The organism is Myxococcales bacterium (assembly GCA_016716835.1).
Classification (GTDB): domain Bacteria; phylum Myxococcota_A; class Polyangia; order Haliangiales; family Haliangiaceae; genus JADJUW01.
Map to the genome: position 1 here is coordinate 2,995,095 of JADJUW010000001.1, position 24,262 is coordinate 3,019,356.

A 24,262-nucleotide genomic window follows, 5' to 3' on the forward strand; every position below is an offset into this window, starting at 1 on the left:
GTAATCACGCAGTATGGGGCGCAAGCCCTCGATTCGAATCGGGAAAAACGGGTAGTGAGTGACCCCATGTTAAAACCTCAATCCCGCGCCGACGTGGTAGCCAAACTCGGCTTCTTTGACGTGCGGCATGGTGACGCCGCCGGTGACGTAGATTTGGCCTAAGAACGCCGCCTGGACGTCGAAATGTAGCGGATGGTACGCGACGGTCCACGAGCGCGAGCCATCGGCGTTGTCGACTGGTTGTTTCTCGGCGTCATCGAGCCCGTGCGCGAGCCAGTTCCACTCCCACGTCAGCGCGAGGCGTAGCGGCCCTGCGGCGCCCGACAGCCGAACTGGCATGCCGAGATACTTGTGATCGATGAGTTGGCGTTGGCCGTCGCGAATGAAATCCGAGTTGACGTCGCCCCAACCAAGACCCATCTCAAACCCGATCTTCTTGCCCCCGCCGATCAAGAACGTCGCCTTGTGTCCGTTGCTGTCGCCAAAGCCAAGGCGATCCTTCGAAAATATTTGCAACTCGAAGTCGGTGTACTTGGCCTTGAAGAGGCCATCGACCGTCTTCGAGGTATTCTCGGCCATCTCCTGCTTTTCGGCCTCGGAGTAATACGTCGTCGTGGTTTCGGTGACGAGGTAGTTTCCCGAGACGTAGGTGTTACTCTCCACCGACTTTGGTCCCGAGGCCGCCATCGCCCCCGCGACCGTCACCAGCACGCCAAAGAACACCCGCGTCGTAAGGCCATTGCGATCGCGCAACACCACGCCCTGCGCGCTCGGCCCAAAGCCGCCGACGGTGGTCGAGTATTCGCTTAGGCCGCTGTGGCTGATCGCGCCGAGCTCGATCGCCATCCCGTCTTGCAACACCCGACCGCTCTCGATCACTCTACGATCGGCAACGCCGGCGCTGCTGGCTGCCAGCACCGCCACCGCCACCGCTTTATGCAGTAATGCTTTCACGAAATACCCCCATTATTAATGGGACCATCTTGGGTGGCGAGCGGTCAATTTAACGGCGTCGCAATTTTTGTGGTTCTTTAACCACCTACGCGGTCGATGTAGCCTCGAGCGAGCTACCTCGCGCGGCTATTCATCATCGGGATGAGCGGGCTCATCGGGGCCCGTGTCATCATCTTCGTCGTCGTCATCGTCGCGAATCGGATTGTCCGCGGCCGCGGCGTTAACGCGCTCGCGCATTTCCTTGCCGACCTTAAAGAACGGCAAGCGCTTTTCGCCGACGTGCACCGGATCGCCGGTCCGCGGGTTGCGCCCCTCGTAGGCTTTGTAGTCGCGGACGGTAAAACTGCCAAAGCCGCGAATTTCAATGCCCTCGCGGCTAACCAGCTTTTCGACCATCGAGTCGAAGATGCAGTTGACGATAACTTCTGCGCGACCGGCAGGGAGATTGAGGGCTTCGGAGATTTTTTCGATTAGTTTTGATTTGGTCACGGGGCGTGCTCCTCGCTGCCGCGGCTTTGGCTCGCACTTATAAGCGTACGTGGTCAGGGCGGCGCAGCGCAAGCGTAAGATATCGAAAACAATGGATATGTGGTGCGACATCGGGCGCGGTGTGGGTGAGCCGTGCGGTCGCCCGACGCCGGCATGCCGGCCGTTTGCGAGGGTGCCCCCGGGCGCGCTACTGCGGCGCCACGGCCGGTAGCTCCATTTCGCCATCGCCGGTGAACGCGCGGTAGTCGAACGGAAACTGGTACGAGTCGCAGCGATGGCGCGCGTAGAAATCGACTAGATCGCGCCAGGTAATCTTGCCGTTTTCAAAGGCGCCGCGGACCGCGCTGCTGAGCGCCACCATGCACATGGTGCCACCAAACAGCGCTCGATGGTCGCGGGCGACGCGATGATCGAGGCCAAACACCCCGGCCGGAACTCTACTTATATAAAGCGCCGACAACTCAGGCACCTCCATGGATTCGACGCTAATGATGTCCAGCGCGAGATCGCGCCGCGCCGTGCACTCATTGCGCGCGACCTTGCCTCCCGCCGGCACCGTGGTGCGGCTCTCAAAGAGCGATGAGCTTCGGCTGCATTCGTTGCTCGAATAATTGCTCGATGCCAAGATGCGGAAGGCCTTGGCTGCCTGGCCGTCGTTGGCGATCTCGAGCACCGCGGTCGGCTCATTGTTGACCGGACGACTCGCGCGCGAAATGGTTAGGCCGGCCGCCTGAAACGAGCCGCCTACGGTCAGGTTGGGCTTGGTTTCGTCGATTTGATACGGAAAGGCGGGCCGCAAGCCCGCGGCCAGCGGCGCCTTGAGCCCGGCGGCATCGGCGTCTTTGTCGAGAAAGGTCAGCCACGTCTGCGGCAGCGCGTTGTTGCGATCGATCATGTCGCGCACGTCCTGCATTTCCACCACCGGGCGCGGGGGCTTTGGCGGAATTGTGTGGTCAACACAAAAGCGCATCGAGAACAGCAGCCCTGCCAAGGCGAGCGCGATGACCACCGAGATCACTTGAAATAGACGGCTTGGTTCCACGCAACTCCCGAAAATGATTATACACGACCATCGTCGCGCGCGAAAGTTGCGCATCAAAGACTTGCCCCCTACATCGGAGCTGCGCGACGCTTGAGGCAATGGCCCGACCTGCCGCAACCACCCTCGCTCGATGCGCCGTCGTGGCGTTTGCTGCCGGTTGCTTGATGTGGGGGGGCGCGTTAGCTGTCGCCGGGACACGTCCAAAATTTTATGTCGCGGTGGTGATGGCGCCGGCGGACGCGAAAGCCGCCTCGACGACCTCAACGACGGTGGGATCGAAAACGGACGCGTCGGCGTCAGCTTTTGGCGCTGACGCCCGCGCCGCGATCGCCCGCCGCGAAATGGCCACCGCGCTGCAAACCCAACCGCTGATCACGTCAAACCCCAAGGAAGCCAAACGCCTCCGCCTGCCGCTGTGGTCGCTCGACGTCGGCGTGACGCGCTTTGAGCAACATTTTCGCGAAGGCCAGATCGATCTGGAAGTGGAGCTGCAAGTCTCGCTCTCAGATGTGCGTGGCCGTATCGTCTCCGTACATAGCAAGACCGTAACCCTGCCGGTGCGGCGAGCCGATTACCATCCCAAGCTAATGCCAGAATTCATCGCCGACCTCGCCTTGGGCGCCACCACCGGCATCGCCGACGAGCTCGTTACGCACTTGGGTCGCCACGTCGCGCGTCGGTAGACATGCCGTTAGCAGCCGAGGGCGGCAGCATCTCGGCGATTAGGTGCAACCGCCGCGTTAGCCACATCGCGATGGCGAGGCCAACCAGCAGCAAGCACGCGCCGAGGAGGAGCGCGAAATCCTCGGAGCGCAAGATCACGTAGAGCGAGAGATAGACGCCAGCAAAGTACCCCGCGAAGCTAAGGCCGAGCGCGACGCGGCGAAACAGCGCCATGAGGTAGGCGACGCACAGCGCACAGGTTGCGGTGGCGGCGACGAGATAGGCGGCGGCAAAGCCGACGTGCTCCCCGAGCGAGAGCAACAACAAGAAGAACAAGACCAAGCCAAAGGCGACGAGGCCGTATTGCACCGGATGCAGCCGCAAGCCGCGCGTGCTTTCAAATAGCAGCACGAGCGCCAGGGTGACGAGAACGATGAGCCAGCCGTGCTTGACCGCGCGCTCGAGCGAGGCATACACGTCGACGGGATCGATGAAGGCAAGCTGCACCCCGCCCTGGCTCACCGCCGCGACAAGCGCCGCAATGCTGTTGCCATCGTAGGTGGCCGCAAGGCCTTCGCTAAGGCCGTCGAGCTGCCAACGCGCGGTGGAGCCGCGGCGTGCAAGCGCGTGATCCGCGGGCAGTCGCCCAGCGTATTTGAGATGGCTCCAATCGCTGGTGTGCTCGATCGATATGGCCTGCGCCAGCGGCACCAAGTTGACGCGCCCGCCACCGCTAGACGTCAGCCCGAGGTCGAGCCGCAGCGGTCCGGCGCGCAGCGCGGCGAGCGCGGCCGGTGCGAGCGACGCGATGAGCTGGGCGTCGCCTACGCCGCTTAGCAACGTCGCCTCGTTGGCAACGCGCGCGGCAAACGCTAGCGGCATGGCGCTCGCGTCGGCATCGGTTACGGCCCGCACGCCGCCCGTGATGTCGCGCAGGCCACGCGGCGAGCTCGCGCCAAAGGCGACGTACGCCGCCGTTAGCCCGCGTTGGGCGCCGTCGCGCCACGGCGAAAACCATGCGGCTGGCGCCACAAAGGTCGCGCGCAGGTCGTGCCGGGTGTTGGCAACGCGCGCCGGGAAAATGCCGCGATACCGCGTCGACACGGCCGAGGTCATGCGAGCGTTTACCTCGCTCGCGATCAGCACGTACTGCCAGCGCTGTTGCTGCGCGACTTGTGCCTCGTCAAGCCACGATTCAGTGAACTCGACAACCAGCATAGGCGTCGTCACGGTGTGGGAGCCACCCGCCGCAACCTCGACCTCGGTGGCGACCTCGTTGCGCAAGCTTGAGCGCTCGGCGCCAAGTCGCCCCACCGCAGATAGCGCCGAGATCGCGGCAATGAGCACGCCAGCGAGCACCGCCCATTTTACAATATTGGTTGGATTCATCGCGGCACAAAGGCGCGCCGCGGTGGATTATTCCCGGGGCCGCGGATTGGCCCGGCCCTTGCTTTAGATTACCTCGCCCGATGCCCGCGAGACCGAGTTCGATAGTGGTGGTGGTTGCGTTGATCGCGCAACTACTGATGCCCATTGGGGTGGCGGGTGCTGGCGAGCGCACGGCGCGGCGGGAACCTCTCGGCGCAAAGGTTGCGCGGGTCGACAAGCCTCAGCGCAGTGCCAAGGCGGCGAGCCGGCAGCGGCGACAACTGGCCCCAGCTGCGGGCGCCAAGATTCCGACGGCTGATGGCCTGCTGGAGGTTGGCAAGACGTTCAAAGCGGAACCTGAGACGGCGGCCGAGGCCCAACCAGACGCCTCGCCGGCGATCAGCCATGGCAAATTCTGGCGCAAGCCGCTGCACGGGCAGTTGCGCCAGGCGCAGACCTCGGCCGGCAACACCGTGATCACCGAAGAGCGGCCGTTTTTTGAATTCGGCGGGTTCGCGTTTGGCCTCGAGTACGGCCTGACGCTGTCGGAATTTCGCATGGTGCGCGACCCCGAGAAGAAGGGCGTCGAATGGATCCATGTCGTGAACCTCGATGGCCGATCGAACTTTGAGACCGTGCTCGCGCGATGGCCGCTAAAAAAAGGCAAGTCGCGCCGCATCGAATTGCAGGGGCCGGCGCTCAATAGCGACGTGAGCAGCCCCCTGCCGCTCGGCCTGCGCTTGTTTGGCGTGGGGCTGACCGACGATTTCGTCGATCGGGAAGCACACGAGGCGGTTTCGTACACGGCCGAAATCAAGGCGTCCGAGCGCACGCTCGCCGAGTTGGCGATGCTCGGGGTGCCGCTCGTCGCTAAGATCTTGCCCAGTGCCGGCGCGCTAGCGACGCGCATCGCCGAGACCATGCTCGCCGCGGTGCCGGTGGTCAACGTGCTGTTTGCCGCCAATACGTTGTGGCGGGTGCGAAAGGTGTTTGCCAATCCCGCGTCGACCACGGGCCAAAAGTTGATGGCGACGGCGCATCTCGCCGCCGACGTCCTGCGCGTGTTTGCGCCGGTGGTGGGCACCGTGGCCAGCGTGTCCTTGGTGGCCTTCTTTGGCCTGCGCAGCTACTTCAAGCTGCGCGCGCTTAAGACACGCTCCTAGCACGCGGATCGCGTCCGTCGCGGCTGCCGCGCCGTGAGGCTTACGGCGCGAACGCCGCCGCGGCCTCGACGTGAAAATGATCGTAGTGCGATTTCGGATCGTTGGCTGGGCTGAGCACGGTGCGAAAAAGGCCGCTTTCGTTGAAGGCGGTCTCGATCGCTTTTAGCCATGCGCTGGTTGCATAGTCGGTGTGGACGACCGCGATGGTGCCACCAGGTGGCGCGGCGGCAGCCGCGGCCGCGATGTCGGCACCACCGTTTGCGGGCGTTGCAGGCTCGGCGATTACGCCCTGCAACTTGCGAATATCGACCGCCAGCCCAAGCGCGTGGCGAGATACCGCGCGGCGTTGACGGCCACCGGTGCGCACGCGGGTAAATTCATAGATGCGCGAGAAATGTACGGTATCCACGCCTAGTCGGCCCAACGCCGGGCCGACGCCGTGCAGGGCCAGCGCGAGGTGACAGTCCATGACAAATGGCGGCTTGCGAAACGTTGGCACCCAGACCACGCCGCCAAATTTCATGTCGGCGACGACCACGGGCGTCACCAAGCGAGCCTTGGGCTCGACGAGTTTTTTGTCTGCGTCGGCAAACGCGACGCCGGCCTCGGTGAGCGCCGCTAAGCAGCGCTCGCCAGCGTCACGCATCGCCTTTGAGGGCGGCCACACAAAACCCTTGGGCATGTTGGCGCCCGGGCGGCGATCCGCCTTGCGACGCGCCGCCGCACGACGCCGAGCCGAGGCCGCTTGCCTTGCCTTAGCCTTGCGCCGAGCCGACGATTTTGCTTTTGCCTTTGCCTTGCCTTTTGCTTTTACCGCAGCGCTTTTTTTCGCCTTCGCTTTTGACGCCTTGGTCTTGGCGGCATCGCGCGCGGCCCCATGATCGTCGCGGGTGGTTTGCGCCTGCGCTGGTGGCAACGCGCCGAGCGCGCCGAGCCCGACGCACGCCACGAGCACCGCCTCGCGTCCCCACCTGCGTACGCGCCTTACGCCAAGACTTCGGGGAGTGGCCACGACGCCCCACCCTACCTCATTATGTTATGATCGTGCGGTGGAAGGCTCGCTGGTAGGCCCATACCGCGTCATCGCCAAGCTTGGGCAAGGCGGCATGGGTGCGGTTTACAGCGCCGAAAACAGCAAAACCGGCCTCACCGTGGTGCTGAAGATCTTGTTGCGCCAACACACGCGCGACAAGGAACTTTTGTGGCGCTTTTTCAATGAGGCCAAGACCGCGTCGCAGCTCGACCACGACAACATCGTTGCCGTCTACGACGCCGGCCGCATGGACGACGGCACGGCCTACATCGCGATGGAGTACCTCGCGGGCCAGACGCTCGGCGAATTGCTCGACAAGCAACAAACGCTGTCGGTCGCCGCAGGTGCCTACGTTTGCTGGTGCATGGCCAAGGCGCTTGAGGCCGCGCACAGCGAGGGCATCATTCACCGCGATCTGAAGCCCGACAATATTCACATCGTACCCGATGACGCCGCGCCCCACGGCTTTCGCGTCAAGCTGCTCGATTTTGGCATCGCCAAGCTGATGTGGGACAACACGTCGAGCGAGCGCACGGCGACCGGGGTCATGCTCGGTACGCCAGCGTATATGGCGCCCGAACAGTGCCGCAGCCTGCGCTCCATCGATGGCCGCGCCGATCTGTATGCGCTGGGTTGCATCTTGTATGAGGTGCTCACCAGCACCCCGCCGTTTGTCGCCGAGGGCGGTGGCGAACTCTTGGCGCTACACGTCACGCAACATCCGCCGCGTCTGCGCAAGCGCGATCCGAAGATCCTCGCGACCTCGAAGAACTCGGACTCGCGTTGCTCGCCAAAGATCCAGCAGATCGGCCCGCGACCGCTGCCGAGGTGGCGGCGCGCTTGTTGCCATTTGCCGAGCTGGCGCAACACACGGCTAAGCCCAAACGAAAGAAAGAGCCAAGCGTCGCGGAGCCCGCTAGCGACGACTCGACGCGGATCGCCTCAAAACCTGTCGATTCGTCAGAATTTACCGTCGTCCAAGACGAGCGGGGCACGCGGGCAGCCTCAACCCAAGCGCAAGCCACGGTGGCTCGCCTGCGCGGTTTTGCCGCCGCCGTCCGCCACTCGCCGCTGCGCATCGCGGCGCTCGCGGTGTTCGTGTTTGTCATCGGCGTGACGATTGGATATTGGCTTATCGACAACGACCGGCTGCGCGACGCCCCCGCGGTGCCGCGGCTTAAGCGCATGTAATTGCGCGCGTTATTTTGCCAAACCGGGCTGTTAGCGCGGCGGCTTTGGTGGCGACGCGACCGTGGTCGAAGCCACCCGCAAGCGCAAGATAGGGGGTGGCTACCGTTTTGCCATTGCCGGGCGCGTAGCGCTGCCTTACGTTGCGTTTCATGAGTGCCAAAATGCAGCTCTCCTTGCCACTGGCGACCTGCGCGGCCCTGCTGGCCGCCGCCTGCCAAAACGCGCCAACGCCGCTGTCGACAGAGCGCCAAGACGCCGCCATTATCGGCGGCGCCACCGCCTCTAATGGCCAGTACCCGGCGGTCGTCGCGCTCATGCTCGGCAATCAAAGCTCGTTGTGTACCGGCACGCTGATCGAGCCCGACGTCGTGCTCACTGCGGCGCATTGCGTGCAGAATGAATCTCCAGGCTCGCTGTCGGTCATCATCGATCGCGAAAACTTGCAGTCGCCCGGTGGGGGCGGCCGCTCCGTCGGCGTCGCGAAGCGCGTCGTGCATCCCAATTACAATGGCAATGGCGGGGGAGGCACGGTGCACGACGTCGCCCTAGTGTTTCTCGACGAACAGCTGACAGATCGCACGCCGATCGCCATCAATCGCGACGTCGCCGCGCGTGCGCCGGGCACCGCCACCACGCTGACGGGCTTTGGCATTAACGTCGCCGGCGGCAGCAATGCCGGCGTGCTCTACACCGTGGGCAAGCCGATCTCGGCGTGCGACGACGTCGAACAGATCATTGAGGATGTCTACAACTTTTCGATGCCGCTCGACCAAACGCGCTACATCTGTTGGGACCAGACGGTCGGCACCGGCAAGTGCCAAGGCGACAGCGGCGGCCCCACGTTTATCGACGTCGGCGGCGAGACGCGCGTCGCGGGCATCACGTCGTTTGGCGATGGCGAGGGCTGTCGTTATTTTGGCGTCGACACCGCCGTCGATGCCGAGCTAGCATTTATTGACGAAGAGATTGGCATTTGGTCGTGTGGCGCCAACGGGGCCTGCAACGCCGACTGCGGCACATTTGGGCTGCCGGGCGATGTCGATTGCCCGCTATGTGCCTCCGACGCCGAATGCGGCGATGGCTATTGCAATGGCGCCGGGCAATGCCAGCCCAGCCCATTCTCGACGGGCGGCCTGGGCAGCACCTGCGCCTTTGGCACCGACTGCGCGTCGGGGTTGTGCACCTCGGGCCCCGGCGGCATGGCATGCGTCGACTACTGCACGGTTGGTGCGGGCCCCACCGCGGCCGATGCCTGCCCAAGCAGCTTTGAATGCGTCGACACCGGCCAAGGCGCACAGGGCGTGTGTTGGCATACCGGCGACGGCGGGGGTTGCAGCGCCAGCCCAGCCGCGGGCCGCCGCGCACCCGCCGCGCCATTTGCGGTGGTCGGGTTTGGCGCCCTCGCGTGGGCCGTCCTCGGCCGGCGGAGCGTCCTCGCGCGGGCACAACGCTAAGAAGCGCCCCGCCATAAAAGTTGGCGAACCAGTGTTGTGATCGGATAGTTCTGAGCCAAGCGCCAGCGTTCAGACGCAGGAATGGTTTCGTGGGGCGAGGCATAAAAATGCGAGTTTATTAGAATAAGTGAGCATTTTTTAACGATGCCCCACGGAAGCAGACCAAGTCTGATGGCTCAAAACTTTACAATCACAACACTAGCCCCCCTTCCCCTCTAAGCGGGGTGTTAGGCTGCAGGCCGGCATGGCCAAGGGGACGGAGCATAAGCCAGGGTTTTATCCCCAGCCCAACGATTGGACCTGCGGGCCGTTTGCCTTAAAGCACGCGCTCATCGCGCTCGGCAAGCTCGTCGATGCCGCCGAGATTTCTGCGACCGCGCGCACGCATTGGTGGTCGGGCACTGACGAGATTCGCCTCGCGCGCGCCGCCCGTGAGTTTGACTGCGACTTGGTGCTCGAACGCCGACGCGACGAGGTCGCGGCACGCAAGGTCTTGACCAAGTTTCTCCGCGAGCAGACGCCGGTGCTGTTGTGCGTCGATGGCTGGGCGCATTGGATCACCGTGGTGCGCGCCGACGAAGGGCGCTTCGTCATCATCGATTCCAACCAAGACCCGGTGCTCAATATCTTGACGTGGCCGCAGCTGCGCGCGCGCTGGCGTTATCTCGACGTCGACTACGACAAGGACGAGCCGCCGATCTTGTACGACTTGCTCGCGGTGGCGCCGCGGTTTCGCACCGCGGTGAAGGCGGACTTCTCGGTTGAACGCGTCAAGTTCTTGCGGCGGCCCGCCAACCGCGCGCTGGCGCAGTTTTGGAACGAGTATCTGCAAGATTTGCTCGAGATCTGTCGCCCGCCATCGGTGCGCATGATGTCGCCGCTATCGATGGGGGAGTTTTTACGCCGCCATCAAGAGCTTATCGTGTCGCGCGTGCTGTATTGGCATGGCGATATCGAGCGCGAGCAGCTCACCCGCGTGCTGCGAAATTTCCGTTTCGTCAGCGAGACCTATGGCCTGGTAATTCCGCTGTCGCAGACTAGGCGGGCGGTGGCGGACGTCGCCATCTTGGTCGCGATGTGGGCGTGCGCGGCGCGCGGCATCGACAGCATGTATGGCGAAGGCACCGACAGCCCACCCGCGGGCACCCCTTCGCGGCGACGGTTGGCGCGCAAGACCATGCGCCCCGCACTCGCACGGCGACGTTAGCAAACGTGGCGTTAGTTTTTTTCCGGCGAGGCTAAGGCGGTGGCGATGGTATGTGCCAAGGCGGGGCCAATACCTGCGGTGGCGGCGATGTCGGCTTCGCTGGCCGCGGCGACGCCGCGCACGGAGCCGAAGCGCACCAGCAGCGCCTTGCGACGCGCCGGCCCAACGCCTGGGATGCCGTCGAGCTCGCTGCCTAGCATGGCCTTGCTGCGGGTTTGGCGGTGAAACGCGTTGGCAAAGCGATGCGCCTCGTCGCGCAGGCGTGCCAAGAGATAGAGCTCGGCGGTGTTGCGGCGCAGCTCGATGGCGTCTTTGGCGGCGTGGAGATACACGCGGTCGGGTGCGTTGCCACTTTGCAAGTCGCGCTCCTTGGCGAGCGAGACGATGTCGATGCCGCCGGCGCCGACCGCGATGCCGAGCTCCTGCATCGCGGCAACCGCCATGCCGAGTTGGCCCTTGCCGCCGTCGACGACGATTAGATCGGGCAGGCGCCAGGCATCGGCTTTGCCGTTGCGGTCGCCATCGGCCTTGTCTTCGTCTTTGCCTTCGGCCTCTTGCGCGCGCGCGAGCCGGCGCGAGATCACCTCGCGCATCGCCTCAAAATCGTTGTTGGTGACGCTCTTGATGGTGAATTTGCGGTAGAGGCTTTTCTCGGGTAGGCCGTCGATAAAGGTCACCATGGACGCCACGGTGCCGGTGCCTTGGGTGTGCGCGATGTCGTAGCACTCGATGCGTTCAGGCACATTTGCCAGCCGCAAGCGCTCCTGCAACTTGGGCAAGGCGTCCGCGCCCTCCGGCATGCGCTGCTGACGCGAGGTGAGCTGCGCCGCGGCGTTCTGTGTGGCCATTTCGATCAAGCGAACTTTTTGGCCTCGTTGCGGCGCCAGCACGCGCACCTTGTGCCCGGCGCTCGCGGTCAGCCATTCGCCCAGCGCCTCGGCGTCTTCGAGTGGCTCAGGCGTGATGACCTCGCTCGGCACCAACATGCCTTCGTCGAGTTGATAATACTGGCCGATGCAGCCGCGAATCACCTCGGCGTCGGGCAGCTCTTGGTTTTTTTGCGCAAAGGCGCGTTGGCCGAGCAGCTTGCCATGGCGGATAAACATCACCACCACCTCGGCATGGTCTGCTTGCCGCGCGATGCCCCACACGTCTTGATCGACGAAGTCATCTTGCACCACGTGCTGCTTGGCCAGCGTACGCTCGACGGCGGCGATGGAATCGCGCAGCGCGGCGGCCTGCTCGAATTGCTCGTTTTCGGCGTTTTGCGCCATGCGCGCGCGCAGGCGGGTGACGAGGTCTTGATCGCGGCCTTGCAGAAACATCACAACGTCGTCGACTTGCTCGGCGTAGGCGGCGGCGTCGACCGCGAGGGACGACGCGCACGGTCCGGGACAGCGCTTGATTTGATATTGCAGGCAGGTGCGGCCGCGCGTCTGCAAGACGTTGTCGCTGCACGTGCGCAGCTGAAAGTGGCGATTGAGCAGCTTGAGTGTGTGCCGTGCCGAGCTCGCGGAATGATAAGGCCCAAAGTAGCGCGCGCCGTCGTTGCGAATGTGGCGGCCGACTTCGACGCGCGGGAACACAGCCGCGAGCGAGGTGCTGGCGCTTGGCTTGGCCGTCGGCGCGACGCGCAGCACGAGATATTGCTTATCGTCGCGCAATTTGACGTTAAAGCGCGGGCGGTGCTGCTTAATCAGCGAGTTCTCGAGCAAGAGCGCGGCTTTTTCGTCGGCGACGACGATGGTCTCGACGTTTACGGCGGCGCGTGGCAGATAGCCCGCGGCGACCACGTAGCGTTCGTCCTGGCCGCGGAAATACTGCCGCACGCGCACGCGCAGGCTCTTGGCCTTGCCGACGTAGATCACTACGCCATCGGCGTCGCGAAACAAATACACGCCGGGCTCAGCCGGCAGCGCATCGAGAATGTTATCGGCGATGGTCATCGCGGTGTGTTCCTAGCGCTACCTGCCAGGCAGGCGCGCGCAGTCTTTAAACATCACGATGATAAATACGACCAGGAAAAACATGATGCCGACCATGTGCACCATGGCCTCTATCTTTTGGTTGGCGCGGCGCCGCGTGATGAGTTCATAACCGAGAAACGCCAGGCGGCCACCGTCGAGCGCGGGCAGCGGCGGCAGGAGATTAAACACCGCGAGATAGACGTTGAGCACCATGAGGAGGCTGACGAACGGGATCCACCCCGACTCGGCCGCTTCCTTCATCATCGAGCCAATGCCGACGGGACCGCGCACGTCGAGCTTTTCCTTGCCCGATAGCAGCCGGCCAAACCCGGCGAGCTGCTCCTTGGTGAGGCGATACGGCTCGCGCACGGCGGCGAGCAACGTCGGCCCCACCGCGCCGGGCGCGCGCTCGCGCATCATGTGCATGCCGATGCGGTAGATGGTGCGGTCGCCGTCTTTGGTCTCCCGCGGGGTGACGCGAACATCGACGGGCGCGCCGAAGCGCTCGACCGTCAGCGTGACGGGCTGGCCCTTTGAGGCCTGGATTTGATCGATCAACGTTTCTGGCTTATCGATGCGCGTGCCATTGACCGCGATAATAGGCTCGTCGACCCACACCTTGCCGTGAGCGTCAAAGCCTGCCTCGGTGGCACCGACGAGGAGCCGCCCGGTAGGTTGCCCGATGGAAAAAAATAAAACAAACGCCAGGACCATCGCGCCGAGGTAGTTAAAGCCCGGGCCGGCGAAGATGGCGGCGATGCGCTGCCAGGTCGGCTTGTTGGGATAGGCGGACTTGTCTTGCGGATCAATGTCGTCGCCGACATTCATGCCGGAGATGGCGACGTAGCCGCCAAACAGAATGGGCGACAGCTGAAACTGCGCGCCGTTTTTATCCTTCCATTTAAGGATAGCCGGGCCAAAGCCGATGCTGAACTTGTCCACTTTCATGCCGCACCACCGCGCGACCAAGTAGTGACCGAGCTCGTGCACAAAAATGAGCACGCCCAGGGCCAGGATGACCAGGAGCCAATACATTGGCGGAACTGTACCACGTATGGTGCGGCCGGACGGCGAGGCGCCGGCGCGGAAAGCCTGGGGCTGACACCGCTACGCTGCGGTTGGCGGCCATGCTCAGTGAGGTGCGGTGCGTTACAAGGCAGCGGCGACGTGGCGGCCGCGCGCCTTCATCGCCAGCACGAGGCGGGGATGAATCGCGGTGGCGACGCCAAATAGCGAGCGCATCGCGCGTTCGTTGCGGTCGCGCCGCAGCATGAGACAGTTGGCGGTAAGGCGCATCGCATCGCACGAGCGCGCGGCGACGCGGGTGTAGGCGTCTACGAGCTGGGCTTGCGAGGCGATCGCGGCGGCGGTATCGAGCACGCACAGCACGCGGCCGTGCGCGGCCTGCAGCGCAGGCGCAAATAGCGAATGGGCGGCAACGTGCACCGGCGGCCGCAGCTCGCACGTGGCAGGCATCGGCGGCAATAAGGTCATCAGCGCATTGCAGTTGTCGCCGCTGCCGAGATCGATCGGAATGATCTCGAGCGAAATCGCCGCGGGCGCAAACGCCGCGTGCAGCGCCTGAACCGCCGGCAAGATGCTGTCTTCGTCGTCGCGATACAGCAGCAGCGCGCTGACGTCGAGCAAAGCGGAAGACGGCGAGGCGTTCATGGTGGGTAAGGCGGACGCACGCGACGGCGTTCGCTAACAATGACGCGGCGCGCCGTTTCGATCAAGTCGCAGGCTCGAACTTAAGCATGCCAGTGTGACCACAGCGCAGGTCCGACAGCGTCCCAGCCCAGGTCCGCGCGCAACGTCGCTACCTGAACAACCGCACCTGAACATCGGACCCTGGTTGAGGTTACTGGCGGCCCAGCGATGCCGTGTGCAATAGTTTCGATGGCTTGCGACATCGACGCAGGATCGTGGAGGACGACCTGATAGGCTTGGGCGGCGAGTTTCGGGTCTGCGCTTAAGCCGGCGAGGCCGCCGCTGCCGCTGTGGATAAGTGGGATGCCGGCGGTGAGGGCTTCAAGGGCGACGACGGGCATACCCTCGCCGCGGGAGGTCGCGGTCGCGACGCGCGATGGCAAGACCACGGCGTCGGTCACGGCGTATTCGTCGTCTAGGGCGCCGCCGTCAAGCGCGCCGCGAAACAGCACGCGGTGTTGCGGCGCGGAAGCGTGAAGGGAATCGGCCTGCCCTTGCAAGGCCGAGCGCAACGGCCCATCGCCGACGATGGTCAGCTCGCATGGCCGCGCGACGTCGCGGAGCGTCGCAAACAATTGATCGACTCCCTTTACCGCGACCAAGCGCGCGACGACGAGCAGGCGAAATGGCCGATCGCCGAGGGGCTCGCGCGCCGCGACTACCGCGTTGCCGGCCCGCCGCGCGGCGATGGCGGCAAAGCGATCGCCATCGACGCCCATCGCGCTGACGATTGATCGCGCGCTGACGATGGCGCGAAGGTCGGGCCCACACGCAGCCAGCGCCTGATCGCGCAGCGGCGTGCTTACCCATGCAATTCGCGCCTCAAGCGCAACCAGTCGCGCCAAGGCAGCTGGAAGCAATCCGCTGCGCGCAAGCAAAGCCACGTCGCCACCATGAGCGATGGCCAAGAACGGTACACCCCGCGCTCCGCGCGCCCGCCACGCCGCCAGCGCCCCAACGGTCGCGGCAGGCACTAGCCAATGCGCGCATATCGCATCCCACCGCGGTGCGGCGCGCCATGCCTGCCGCATCATCGTCGCCGTGCCCCGCGCCAGGCCGGCGACGTCACGAGTCATTAACGCGGCGCGCGCTACGGCTGGCAAAGCCAGATGGGCCTCAAACGCGTCGGGAATGCCAATTGCGGCGCTTTTGCGCGGCAGCGCGATGACGTCGACGACGTGCCCCTGCGCCTCTAGCCATCGCACGTGTGCTTGCACGAACATGCCCGCCACGTCGCCATGCCACCGCGGAAACGACGACGTGATCACCCCGATGCGCATGCGTGGTAGCCCTAGCGTACGCCGCGCCGCCACGGCGCCCGCGCCCGCACCGCCGCGCGCGCGAGTAAAAATGGCAACGGGTGCAAAGCCGCCTTTGGCGAAATGCCGCTGCGCCAGTTTTGTCCGTAAACCGGACGAACCGGCACATCGACGACGCGGGCGCGCCGCGCCGCGAGCAGGCCGAGCAAGTCGCCCGGATAGCCGTAGCGCGGGTAGAGCTGCGCGATCGGCAGGCGCTGAAGCATCCGCCGCGAGATCGCGGTGTAGCCACACTGCGAATCAAAGACGTCATAGCCCACCGCCGCCCGCGTCGCGAGCGACAGCACAATGTTGCCCACCTGGCGGGTGCGCGGCATCTCGCGCCACACCGCATCGCCCTCAAAGCGATTGCCCTTGGCGTAGTCAGCGACGCCCTCCACCACCGGCGCGAGCAAGGACGGCAGGTCATCGCCATGCATTTGGCCATCGCCGGCCATCACCGCGATCACGTCGACGTCGGGGTGGCGCGCCAACACCTGGGCATAGCCGGTGGAAAGGCTTGCGCCGACGCCGCCGTTTTGCGCGTGCGAAATCACTTCGCAAACGCCCACTTGATGTGGTGCCATCGCAGCACACGATGCCGTGTCATCGCGCGAGGCATCGTCGATGACGACGAGCACGTCGACCAACGCGGGCACCGCCGCGATCGCCGCGGCGATCTTGTCGGCCTCATTGTAGGCCGGCATTACCACCGCAATCTTGGCACCTAAGAACACGGCGCAACCTAGCGATTTTTGTGCGCCTGGGCCAGCGGCGCCCGATGCAATAACGATGTCATAGCGCGGTGCTACACAGCCTGCACAAAAGGAATCCTATGGCAGGCGTCAACAAAGTTATCCTCGTCGGGCATTTGGGCGCTGACCCCGAATTGCGCTACACCCCAAGCGGCCAAGGCGTCTGCGAATTGCGGCTTGCCACCAGCGAGTCGTGGAACGACAAGAACGGGCAAAAGCAAGAGCGCACCGAATGGCACCGCGTGGTGGTGTGGGGCAAGCGCGCCGAGATTTGCTCGAAATATCTCAACAAGGGTCGTCAGGTGTTTGTCGAAGGCCGGCTGCAAACGCGCTCCTACGACGATAAAGAAGGCCACAAGCGCTACACCACCGAGATCATCGCCAACGACGTCCAGTTTCTTGGCGGCGGCAAGGGTGAAGGCGGCGGCGCACGCCCAGCTGGCGCGGCCACCGACGCCCCGCCTGCCAATGAAGACATGGGCGCCTTTGGCGGCTACAATGGCGGCACGCCCGACGACGATATTCCGTTCTGATCGGTTACGCTTAGGACCTGACGCTTCTGATTAGCGTCGCGCTATGGGTCAATCAGGCATTTCATCGCGGGCAGCCGCTTGGGTTGTGCCGCTTGCTGCGGCTAGCGATGCGCATGGCAATAAAGCAGCGGGCCTCGCCCGGCTCGTGCGCGCCGCGCAGCGTGAGCATGCAAGTGAGTTTGAGGTGCCAAGAGGTGTCGCGATATCAATCGAGGCACATGCGGCGTGGTTGGCGGAGCCAGGAGCTGCGGACGCGGTGCTGGTGGCAACGTCGCAGGCGGCGCTTAGGTCCGGTGGACTGGTAGGTGCGGCAGGGTCGCGATGGATCGTGCGGTCGTCGTCGCGCGGTGAAGATGGTGCCTCGCGCACAGGCGCCGGGGTGTTTGAATCCATTGAGATCCTTGGACTAGACGAGTTGGCGGGTGCCATCGCCGTGATTTGGCGCAGCGCTCACGGCGACGTCGCCAAGGCCTATGGCGTCGCCGGCGCGCCCATGGGCGTGGTGGTACAGCGCTTTCAAGCCGGCGCCAGCGTGGTGGCGCATGTCATGCCAGGGGCAACCTCGGTCTTGCAGTGGCGCGAACCGGGCGCGGCGTCGCCGTTGGCGTGGACGTTTTCCAACGCGCCGAATTACGCGCAAGGCGCCGTGCGTGCGGCGCGCGCCATCCACGACGTCATGGGGTTTGCCAACGGCACCGATATTGAGCTGGTAGTGAAAGATGACAAGGTGTTTGCGGTGCAAGCGCGGCCCTTGCCGCCGCGGCACGTTCGAGTTGCGAACACACCAGAGCCAACGATTTTCGCGTTTTCGCGCGAGATGCCTGAGGTGATTTGGAAGCTCGACATCACCCACAATCCCGCGCCGCTTTCGCTGGCACAAACCGAGTTGGTTCATCACGTGGTGCGCACGGGATGGTCGCCAACGCCACTGCGCGTGGTGGGTGGATATTTGTACTATGCGAACCAACGTGCTGAACCCGCGGCAACGCCAACGCCGCGCACCGCCGATGAACTCCGCGCCGCGATGACGCCCTTGGCCGCCGACATCGAGGCTGGCTTGGCCGTGCCGACGGCGGCGCCGTCACTGCATGAAGCGCTTGCGGTCTATGGCGCGTTCTATCAACGGTGGACAACCGCCGTGGTGCCGCTGCTACGCGCGGCGCGGACGCATGTCGCGGCGGACGGACAACAAGCTATTGCAAGCGCCTCGCGCGCCAACGCGCCTGCGGCGATCTTGCGGCAAATGGCTCACGGGCAGCGCACACTCGCCGACGGCATGGCGCTGCTGGCGAACGTAGCCTCGGCGTGGGATGTCGCGGCGCCAACGTGGGGCGAAGAGCCGGCGCGCGTTGCCGCGTGGGTCGCGCACTATCGCGGCGAAAGCGATCATCGCGATAAGACACCAACCGAGGGACTTGCCGCCGAGCTCGCCTATTGGGAAGAGGCCGACGACTATTGGTTCTATGCGGCGCAAGCGATCGTGCGGCGCGCGCTGCTCGCGATGGGTCACGCGCGCGGCATCGGCGCCGACGTCATGTGGGTGCCGTGGGCGGTCTTGGCTAGTCCGGCGCTAACGGCGGTGGAACTCACCGAACTCGCGCAACAACATCGCGCCGCGCAAGCCGAGGCTACGCGTCTGGCTATGCCGCTCGCCTTTGCCAATGGTCAAGCCCTCGCGCCCACGGCAAACGCGGCGGACCGCAACCGCTTTGCCGGCACCAGCGTCGGCGGCATTTCGCTGCCCGCTGGTGGCCTCATCGGCGTCGTCGTAAATTTAGCGCACCGCGATGGCCTTGCACTTGTCGATGTCGCCGATCGCATTGTCATCTGCGCCAACATCACGCCCGCCACCGCGCTAGCCGTCGCCGGCGCCCGCGCGATCGTCGCGGTCACCGGCGGCCCGCTCGATCATGGCGCCGCCATCGCGCACGAGCTCGGCATGCCAACCATCGTCGGTTGCGCCGGCTGCACCACCATTCCCGACGGCGCGGTTGTTGCACTCCAGTGCCGACGGCGAAGTGACCGTGGTGGCCTAGCGCCACTTAAAACATTTCCGAGAGGCGCGACCAAACGCGCTTGAAGGCGCCGTTGCGCGGCTCGGACGACATCGAGCGATATTGCACGCGGGGTGCGCGCTCGAGGCCGGCGCCGTGGCAGACCAGGCCAACGCCCGCGGAAAACGAGGGCGACTTAACGAGATCGATGAGCCCGCCAATGCGCGTCGGCATCGCGCGGCGCGTCGGCAAGCCGAGCACCGCTTCGGCGACGTCGCACATGCCCTCGAGCGAGGTGGTGCCGCCGGTGAGCACGACGCCCGCGGCCAAAATATCGAAGTAGCCCGAGCGCATCAGCTCGCGCTTGCAGTGTTCGAAGATCTCCTCGACGCGCGGCTCGATGACGTTGACCAATTGGCTGCGCGGCAGGACGCGCGGGCCACGGCCGCCAACCGATGGCACCTCCATGGTCTCGCCGTCGTCAACCAGCGCACGGCTGGCGCAACCGTAGCGGCGCTTGATCTTTTCCGCAGAATCGAGCGGCGTGCGCAGCACGGTCGCGATGTCGTTGGTGATGTGGCCGCCGCCGAGAGGCAGCACCGCCGAGTGCACCAGGGCGCCATCCGAGAACACGACGATGTCGCAGGTGCCGCCGCCAATATCGATCAGCGCGACGCCGAGTTCTTTTCGTCGTCTTCGAGCACGGCTTGCGCCGAGGCGTAAGGCTCGAGCACGATCTCGGCGACCTGCAGCCCGCAACGATTGGCGCATTTAACGACGTTCTGCGCGCTCGAAACCGCCGTCGTGACGATATGTACCTTCGCCTCAAGGCGCACGCCAGCCATGCCAAGCGGATCGCGAATGCCATCTTGGTCATCGACCACGTATTGGTGCGGCAAGACGTGCAGCACCTCGCGATCCATCGGAATCGCCACCGCCTTGGCGGCCTCGAGCACGCGCGCGACGTCAGAGTCGCGGACCTCTTTGTCCTTGACCGCAACGATGCCGTGCGAGTTCATGCCGCGAATGTGCGCGCCCGAAATGCCGGCATAGACCGACGTGATTTCGCAGCCCGCCATATTTTCGGCCTCGTCGACGGCCTGCTGAATCGCCGCCACCGTAGCATCAATATTGACCACCACGCCGCGGCGCAGCCCCTTGGACGGCGCGGTGCCAACCCCGATGATATCGACGCCGTCATCACTTACCTCTCCGACGACGCAGGCGATCTTGGTGGTGCCGATATCCAGGCCGACGATGATGGGGTTGTTTTGTGGTTTCGCCATGGTTATTTCGCAAAGGCAACGGTGACGTAGTTGGTACGCGTTTGGTTATCGAGGTAAAGCGCGCGCACCGCGGCGCGTTCGCCGGGTGCGACGGCTTCATAGCTAGCGGTAAACTTGGCGAGCATGGCTTCGACCTGTTCGGCGTCGATCACGCCGACGTGGAGCGCGATGCCGCCCGCGCGGGTATACAGCGTGTAGGCATCGTCGTGCTCGATCCTCACTTCGCCTATGACGGCGTGCGCGGCGCGCGCCGAAGCGAGCTGGTTCCACCGCGCAAGGAGCGCACATGCCCGCGCGATCGCCGCCGCCGCAACATCTTCATCATCGCCAAACGCCGCGCGATCGAGGCCGGAGATCACCGGCAGGCCCATGAGCTCGCCGGTCTTGGTATCGCCGCGCTTAAAGAGGCGACCGTCGGCGTCCACGAGATAGAGGCCGTCGGCGTTTACGGCGGCCACGGCGACGCGCTCGGTCACTTCAATCTCGAGCGTGTCCGGGAGCTGGCGGCTGACCGACGCCTGCCGTACCCACGGCAAGCGCTCCAGCCGTTGCTCGACGCCCTCGACATCGAGCGCAAAAATGTTGCCGCCAAGACTAACGCCGGCGACGGCAACTACATCCGCCTCGGCCATGTGATTGGTGCCGTGAACTTCGAAGCGCGCGATGGCAAACCGCGGCGACGTGCGCAAGAATCGATAGCCGCTAAAGAGGGCGCCGCCGAGCGCCACCAACGCCAGCGTTGCCAACGTGGCAGGCAGCATCCGGACCACGACGGCGCCGACGAGACGCCACGCCGCCCCAAGCAATTCCCTCAGCGAACGCCGGCGGCGATTAGCTCTTCCGGTGGTCGGTCGGCGCCTCGCGCGAACCGCAGCACCGGCGCCCACTTGGGGATCCGTCCGTTGCGCGGTGATGCGAGCCATCATCTGCCACTATCCACACGGGCAAATTTGGCGCAAACTTTTTGCCTTCGGCGGAAAATGTTTTTAGCCCATCCAGCAGCGGCCTGCGGGGTCACACTACCTGTAGCGGCTGCGCTTGCAACGTCCTCACGTTTGCGTGCCGCATGTAAGCAGATGCGCGCGCACGGGTGGTAGGCGCGCGACTATTCGTTGGAGACTTTCTCACGCGGGTCGTCGTCGTCGAAATCGGCGACCGTAATGCTGAACCCAGAGCTTTTGCTTGAGCCCTCGCCGCTTGCCGAGCCCTTGCTTGCGCGGCGCGGTTTTGAACGTTTGGTGCTCTTTTTTGCGCCCGCAGTCGCGGTGGTCTTGGGCGCGGCGGTGGCTGTGGGCTTGCGCTTGATTACTTGCGCCGCGGCGGGTGTTGCGGCCAAGAGGAGCGCCGCCGCCGCGAAGGCCATGAGTAAGGTTTTCGAAAACATCAGGCAAATTATACCAGACGTCCACGGCGACCAATATGTGGGAGTGAGGAGCCGATGTAGGTGAGGCTAGGCGCCGCTGTTCGCGCCAACGTCACCGCCGCGGCAGGGTCGCCGGATCGACTTGTAAATCCCGTAGCTTAACTCCGTGCGTGTAGACCAAGTTGCTCGGCGCGCCGCGCTGGCCCTTGCTGTGCTCACCGCGGTCGGTTGCTTTAACGCCGGGCGGGACCTGCCACGGGATTTCTGCGTTTGGAAAGCCCGCGCTGGTCGCATATGTAAACCGCGCCCACAGCGGCACCGCAATTAAATACGCCGCGTCGTCGAGGCCAAGCGGCCGCCGGCGCTCATCGTCGCCCACCCACACTGCCGTGATAAAGCGCGACGTATACGCAATAAATGAGACATCCATCGTATCGCTCGAGGTGCCGGTCTTGCCCGCCGCGGGAATGCCGGTCTGCCGCACCACGGTCGAAAAGCCACGGCTGACCACTTGCGCCAGCAGCTTGCTGGTTAGATACGCCGCACGAGCGGGAATGGCCTGAACCGCAGGCGCGCCGCCGACTGCCGCCATGCGATCCAGGCGCTCGCTGCCGCGCAAATACGGATCCGCGACCACCGTGTGATCCTCGATGGCATTGCCCTGGTTGTCGAGCACGCGGCGCGCGAACACCCACTTCAGCGCGCGTCCGTTGCGCGCAAACAGCGCGAACGCGTGCACCATCTCATGCAGATAGGTGCACGAGGCCCCAAGCGCGAGCGCCTTGTCGGCGATGATCTCGGAGGTAAAGCCCAGCTTGCGCGCCCAGGCCTCGACCTCTTTGGCACCGAGCTTGGAAAAAATATCGACCGAGGGAATGTTTTTTGAAAACACCAACGCGTATTCGAGCGTGACCTCGTGATCGATGGTGCCATGCAAGTTAAGGGGAATCCACACCTCGCCAGTCACCGGGTCGACTTGCGCCACCGGCACGTCGTTGAGCATGGTGTCAAAGCCGTAGCCCTCTTCCATGGCGAGCGAGTAGTAGATGGGCTTGTAGGTCGAGCCGGGCTGGCGGCACGCCTGATAGGCGCGATTAAACACCGAACGCGAAAAGTCGCTGCCGCCGACCATCGCCGCGACGTAACCGGTTTGATGATCGGCCGAAAAGATGGCGGTCTGCGGATATGGCGGCTGCTCAAGCGTCACCACGTTCGCGTTGGCGGCATCCCACGCCGCCTCGTCCTGCGCCGGCTTCCACTGCGGATTGGAGCCATCAGGCACATGCCACTCGCGATACTTACCGCGCTGATGCGTCTCGCGCTGCACCCACACCACGTCGCCGACGCGCAGCGCCGACGCGACGCTGCTAATGACGCGATCGTTGACCGCCTCGCGCTCGCTCCACTTGGCCGCCCACGCCATGTTGCGCAGTGGCAGCGTGACGACGCGCGGGCCAATACGCAGCTGCGCCACACTCGGCGCGACGCTCTCGACCAGCGCGAGATAGCGGCGGCCTAGCTCGAGCTCGCCCTCGCCATACAGCGCCGTCTGCCGCCCAACAAATTCTTTGGTAGCCGCCGGCGTCAGCTTCGCCTCGGGCCCACGCCAACCTTGGCGCTTATCTTGCCGGCGTGCGCCAAACTCCGCGGTGTCATAGGCCTCGGCCTCAAACACCGGCTCGGCCGCGGCCTCGACGCGCAGGCCACCTTTCATGAGGGCCTCCTCGCCATAGGTGTCGACGACATGTCGCCGCAGGTGCTCGCCATAGTAGGGGAGCTTGTCGCCAAAAACGTCGCGAAAAGGCCGTAACGCCAACGGCTCGTTTTCGGCGGCTAGGGCCTGTTCCTTGGTGATATAGCCGTAACGCGCCATCGCCGCCAATACTTGCGCGCGCCGTGCGAGGGCGCGCTTGGTGTCGCGTAGCGGCGAATATTTATTTGGCGCCTGCGGCAGCCCGGCGAGCAAGGCCATCTCGCCCAGCGACAGCTCGGCGAGCGATTTTTGAAAGTAGCGCTTGGCCGCCGCGCCGACGCCCCACGCACCCGCGCCAAAATAGATGTGATTGAGATAAACCGACAAGATGGTTTTTTTGGAGTAGCGCGCCTCGAGCTGCCGCGCCCAGATCGCTTCCTTGGCCTTGCGCAAAATAGATTTCTCGCTGCCAAGGAACTGTTTGGCAACCTGCTGCGTGATGGTCGAGCCGCCTTGAGAGAAATCGCGGGCGGTTAGATTGGCGGCAATCGCGCGCAGAATGCCTTTGACGTAGAGGCCCCCATGTTCGTAAAAGCGATGGTCTTCGATCGCGATCACGGCTTGCTGGAGCGGCAACGGCACCTCCGCCAGCGGCACGATCTCGCGCCATTCTTGCGAGAATTCGCCGATCAAGGTGCCGTCGGCGGCGACGATGCGCGTCGCGGCCGCGGCGGTGCGGGCGTACTTGGTAAAATCAGGTATCGGCGGCACATTGCGCGTGAGGTGGCGAATGCCGATCGCGCTGCCACCTATTGTCAGCGCTACCAATGCGCAGGCCGCAAAGACATAAAACCGCAGCAGCCAGTACAGCACGCCACCGTCACTGACATTTGCCACGACGACGCGGACGGCCGCACCGCCGGCAGCGTTATCGGCTTTCGGCCCTGGCGGCGCGTCGGTGCTCACGGTCGGCGTAGTCTAGCCAATATTACGCGCCTACGGCACTAGTGCCGTGTCCCAAATAACATGAGCCACCCTGCTAGGTCTGACGCCCGATGCCTGCGTTGCTCGTCGGTCGTTTGGAACCACCAAACTCCAC

20 protein-coding genes and 1 pseudogene are annotated in these 24,262 nt (G+C 64.4%); 7 read left to right on the forward strand and 14 right to left on the reverse strand.

What is annotated here, in order from left to right:
* Positions 1-69: 69 nt before the first annotated feature.
* The 3 genes from IPL79_13350 to IPL79_13360 form a co-directional block, all read right to left on the reverse strand.
* A complete protein-coding gene (locus IPL79_13350; GenBank protein ID MBK9071971.1) occupies positions 70-954 on the reverse strand; it encodes a hypothetical protein in 885 nt (294 codons plus the stop codon).
* A gap of 126 nt (positions 955-1,080) precedes the next feature.
* Positions 1,081-1,443: an integration host factor subunit beta gene (locus tag IPL79_13355; protein ID MBK9071972.1), complete on the reverse strand. Its 363-nt coding sequence runs from the start codon at positions 1,441-1,443 to the stop codon at positions 1,081-1,083.
* A 187-nt stretch (positions 1,444-1,630) separates the two neighbouring features.
* On the reverse strand, positions 1,631-2,485 hold the full coding sequence (locus IPL79_13360) for a hypothetical protein (protein ID MBK9071973.1): 855 nt from the start codon (positions 2,483-2,485) through the stop codon (positions 1,631-1,633).
* Positions 2,486-2,625: 140 nt separating this feature from the next.
* On the opposite strand from IPL79_13360, the gene IPL79_13365 reads away from it, so the two are divergent.
* Positions 2,626-3,168, forward strand: a complete 543-nt coding sequence (locus IPL79_13365) for a hypothetical protein (GenBank protein ID MBK9071974.1) — start codon at positions 2,626-2,628, stop codon at positions 3,166-3,168.
* Here the strand turns inward: IPL79_13365 and IPL79_13370 are convergent.
* Positions 3,134-4,537 carry an inner membrane CreD family protein gene (locus IPL79_13370; protein ID MBK9071975.1) on the reverse strand — a complete coding sequence of 468 codons (1,404 nt, stop codon included), beginning with the start codon at positions 4,535-4,537 and terminating at the stop codon, positions 3,134-3,136. The genes IPL79_13365 and IPL79_13370 overlap by 35 nt on opposite strands.
* An 80-nt stretch (positions 4,538-4,617) precedes the next feature.
* On the opposite strand from IPL79_13370, the gene IPL79_13375 reads away from it, so the two are divergent.
* The gene (locus IPL79_13375; protein MBK9071976.1) at positions 4,618-5,679 is read left to right on the forward strand and encodes a hypothetical protein; all 1,062 of its coding nucleotides are present in this window, start codon (positions 4,618-4,620) and stop codon (positions 5,677-5,679) included.
* 40 nt (positions 5,680-5,719) lie between these two features.
* Here IPL79_13375 and IPL79_13380 read toward each other — a convergent pair whose 3' ends face one another.
* Complete coding sequence (locus tag IPL79_13380; GenBank protein ID MBK9071977.1) at positions 5,720-6,691, reverse strand: hypothetical protein; 972 nt, start codon at positions 6,689-6,691, stop codon at positions 5,720-5,722.
* 37 nt (positions 6,692-6,728) lie between these two features.
* Here IPL79_13380 and IPL79_13385 point away from each other — a divergent pair, with 37 nt between their 5' ends.
* The 3 genes from IPL79_13385 to IPL79_13395 all read left to right on the forward strand — a co-directional run bounded on the left by IPL79_13385 (position 6,729) and on the right by IPL79_13395 (position 10,564).
* Positions 6,729-7,829 (forward strand): protein kinase, encoded by a 1,101-nt coding sequence (locus tag IPL79_13385; GenBank protein ID MBK9071978.1) that lies wholly within the window; start codon positions 6,729-6,731, stop codon positions 7,827-7,829.
* Positions 7,830-8,052: 223 nt separating this feature from the next.
* Positions 8,053-9,357 carry a trypsin-like serine protease gene (locus IPL79_13390; GenBank protein ID MBK9071979.1) on the forward strand — a complete coding sequence of 435 codons (1,305 nt, stop codon included), beginning with the start codon at positions 8,053-8,055 and terminating at the stop codon, positions 9,355-9,357.
* 244 nt (positions 9,358-9,601) lie between these two features.
* Positions 9,602-10,564, forward strand: a complete 963-nt coding sequence (locus IPL79_13395; protein ID MBK9071980.1) for a hypothetical protein — start codon at positions 9,602-9,604, stop codon at positions 10,562-10,564.
* An 11-nt stretch (positions 10,565-10,575) separates the two neighbouring features.
* On the opposite strand, the gene uvrC is transcribed toward IPL79_13395, so the two are convergent.
* The 5 genes from uvrC to IPL79_13420 all read right to left on the reverse strand — a co-directional run bounded on the left by uvrC (position 10,576) and on the right by IPL79_13420 (position 16,276).
* The gene (uvrC, locus tag IPL79_13400; GenBank protein ID MBK9071981.1) at positions 10,576-12,510 is read right to left on the reverse strand and encodes an excinuclease ABC subunit UvrC; all 1,935 of its coding nucleotides are present in this window, start codon (positions 12,508-12,510) and stop codon (positions 10,576-10,578) included.
* Positions 12,511-12,528: 18 nt separating this feature from the next.
* Positions 12,529-13,566 carry a site-2 protease family protein gene (locus tag IPL79_13405; GenBank protein MBK9071982.1) on the reverse strand — a complete coding sequence of 346 codons (1,038 nt, stop codon included), beginning with the start codon at positions 13,564-13,566 and terminating at the stop codon, positions 12,529-12,531.
* Positions 13,567-13,680: 114 nt separating this feature from the next.
* On the reverse strand, positions 13,681-14,202 hold the full coding sequence (locus tag IPL79_13410) for a hypothetical protein (GenBank protein MBK9071983.1): 522 nt from the start codon (positions 14,200-14,202) through the stop codon (positions 13,681-13,683).
* An 80-nt stretch (positions 14,203-14,282) separates the two neighbouring features.
* On the reverse strand, positions 14,283-15,521 hold the full coding sequence (locus tag IPL79_13415) for a glycosyltransferase (GenBank protein ID MBK9071984.1): 1,239 nt from the start codon (positions 15,519-15,521) through the stop codon (positions 14,283-14,285).
* An 11-nt stretch (positions 15,522-15,532) separates the two neighbouring features.
* Complete coding sequence (locus tag IPL79_13420) at positions 15,533-16,276, reverse strand: glycosyltransferase family 2 protein (GenBank protein ID MBK9071985.1); 744 nt, start codon at positions 16,274-16,276, stop codon at positions 15,533-15,535.
* A gap of 98 nt (positions 16,277-16,374) precedes the next feature.
* Between IPL79_13420 and IPL79_13425 the strand changes: the two genes are divergently transcribed.
* Both IPL79_13425 and IPL79_13430 read left to right on the forward strand, forming a co-directional pair.
* Positions 16,375-16,827 (forward strand): single-stranded DNA-binding protein, encoded by a 453-nt coding sequence (locus IPL79_13425; GenBank protein MBK9071986.1) that lies wholly within the window; start codon positions 16,375-16,377, stop codon positions 16,825-16,827.
* Between the two features lie 43 nt (positions 16,828-16,870).
* Entirely contained in the window at positions 16,871-18,907 is a 2,037-nt protein-coding gene (locus IPL79_13430; protein MBK9071987.1) for a hypothetical protein, read from the forward strand.
* On the opposite strand, the pseudogene ftsA reads toward IPL79_13430, so the two are convergent.
* The 4 genes and pseudogenes from ftsA to IPL79_13450 form a co-directional block, all read right to left on the reverse strand.
* Positions 18,870-20,107, reverse strand: a pseudogene (ftsA, locus tag IPL79_13435) (cell division protein FtsA). The gene IPL79_13430 and the pseudogene ftsA sit on opposite strands and share 38 nt — an antisense overlap.
* A 2-nt stretch (positions 20,108-20,109) precedes the next feature.
* On the reverse strand, positions 20,110-20,868 hold the full coding sequence (locus IPL79_13440; protein MBK9071988.1) for an FtsQ-type POTRA domain-containing protein: 759 nt from the start codon (positions 20,866-20,868) through the stop codon (positions 20,110-20,112).
* 344 nt (positions 20,869-21,212) lie between these two features.
* Positions 21,213-21,491, reverse strand: coding sequence for a hypothetical protein (locus IPL79_13445; protein MBK9071989.1), 279 nt, complete (start codon positions 21,489-21,491; stop codon positions 21,213-21,215).
* Between the two features lie 91 nt (positions 21,492-21,582).
* Positions 21,583-24,129 carry a transglycosylase domain-containing protein gene (locus IPL79_13450; protein ID MBK9071990.1) on the reverse strand — a complete coding sequence of 849 codons (2,547 nt, stop codon included), beginning with the start codon at positions 24,127-24,129 and terminating at the stop codon, positions 21,583-21,585.
* Between the last annotated feature and the right edge of the window lie 133 nt (positions 24,130-24,262).

Excerpts from the sequence above, each read along its gene's own strand:
- uvrC (MBK9071981.1), bottom strand. The coding sequence starts at position 12,510 with ATGACCATCGCCGATAACATTCTCGATGCGCTGCCGGCTGAGCCCGGC.
- IPL79_13410 (MBK9071983.1), bottom strand. The coding sequence starts at position 14,202 with ATGAACGCCTCGCCGTCTTCCGCTTTGCTCGACGTCAGCGCGCTGCTG.
- IPL79_13395 (MBK9071980.1), top strand. The coding sequence starts at position 9,602 with ATGGCCAAGGGGACGGAGCATAAGCCAGGGTTTTATCCCCAGCCCAAC.
- IPL79_13440 (MBK9071988.1), bottom strand. The coding sequence starts at position 20,868 with ATGCTGCCTGCCACGTTGGCAACGCTGGCGTTGGTGGCGCTCGGCGGC.
- IPL79_13415 (MBK9071984.1), bottom strand. The coding sequence starts at position 15,521 with ATGCGCATCGGGGTGATCACGTCGTCGTTTCCGCGGTGGCATGGCGAC.
- IPL79_13425 (MBK9071986.1), top strand. The coding sequence starts at position 16,375 with ATGGCAGGCGTCAACAAAGTTATCCTCGTCGGGCATTTGGGCGCTGAC.
- IPL79_13375 (MBK9071976.1), top strand. The coding sequence starts at position 4,618 with ATGCCCGCGAGACCGAGTTCGATAGTGGTGGTGGTTGCGTTGATCGCG.
- IPL79_13445 (MBK9071989.1), bottom strand. The coding sequence starts at position 21,491 with ATGTTTTCGAAAACCTTACTCATGGCCTTCGCGGCGGCGGCGCTCCTC.
- IPL79_13370 (MBK9071975.1), bottom strand. The coding sequence starts at position 4,537 with ATGAATCCAACCAATATTGTAAAATGGGCGGTGCTCGCTGGCGTGCTC.
- IPL79_13405 (MBK9071982.1), bottom strand. The coding sequence starts at position 13,566 with ATGTATTGGCTCCTGGTCATCCTGGCCCTGGGCGTGCTCATTTTTGTG.
- IPL79_13390 (MBK9071979.1), top strand. The coding sequence starts at position 8,053 with ATGAGTGCCAAAATGCAGCTCTCCTTGCCACTGGCGACCTGCGCGGCC.
- IPL79_13430 (MBK9071987.1), top strand. The coding sequence starts at position 16,871 with ATGGGTCAATCAGGCATTTCATCGCGGGCAGCCGCTTGGGTTGTGCCG.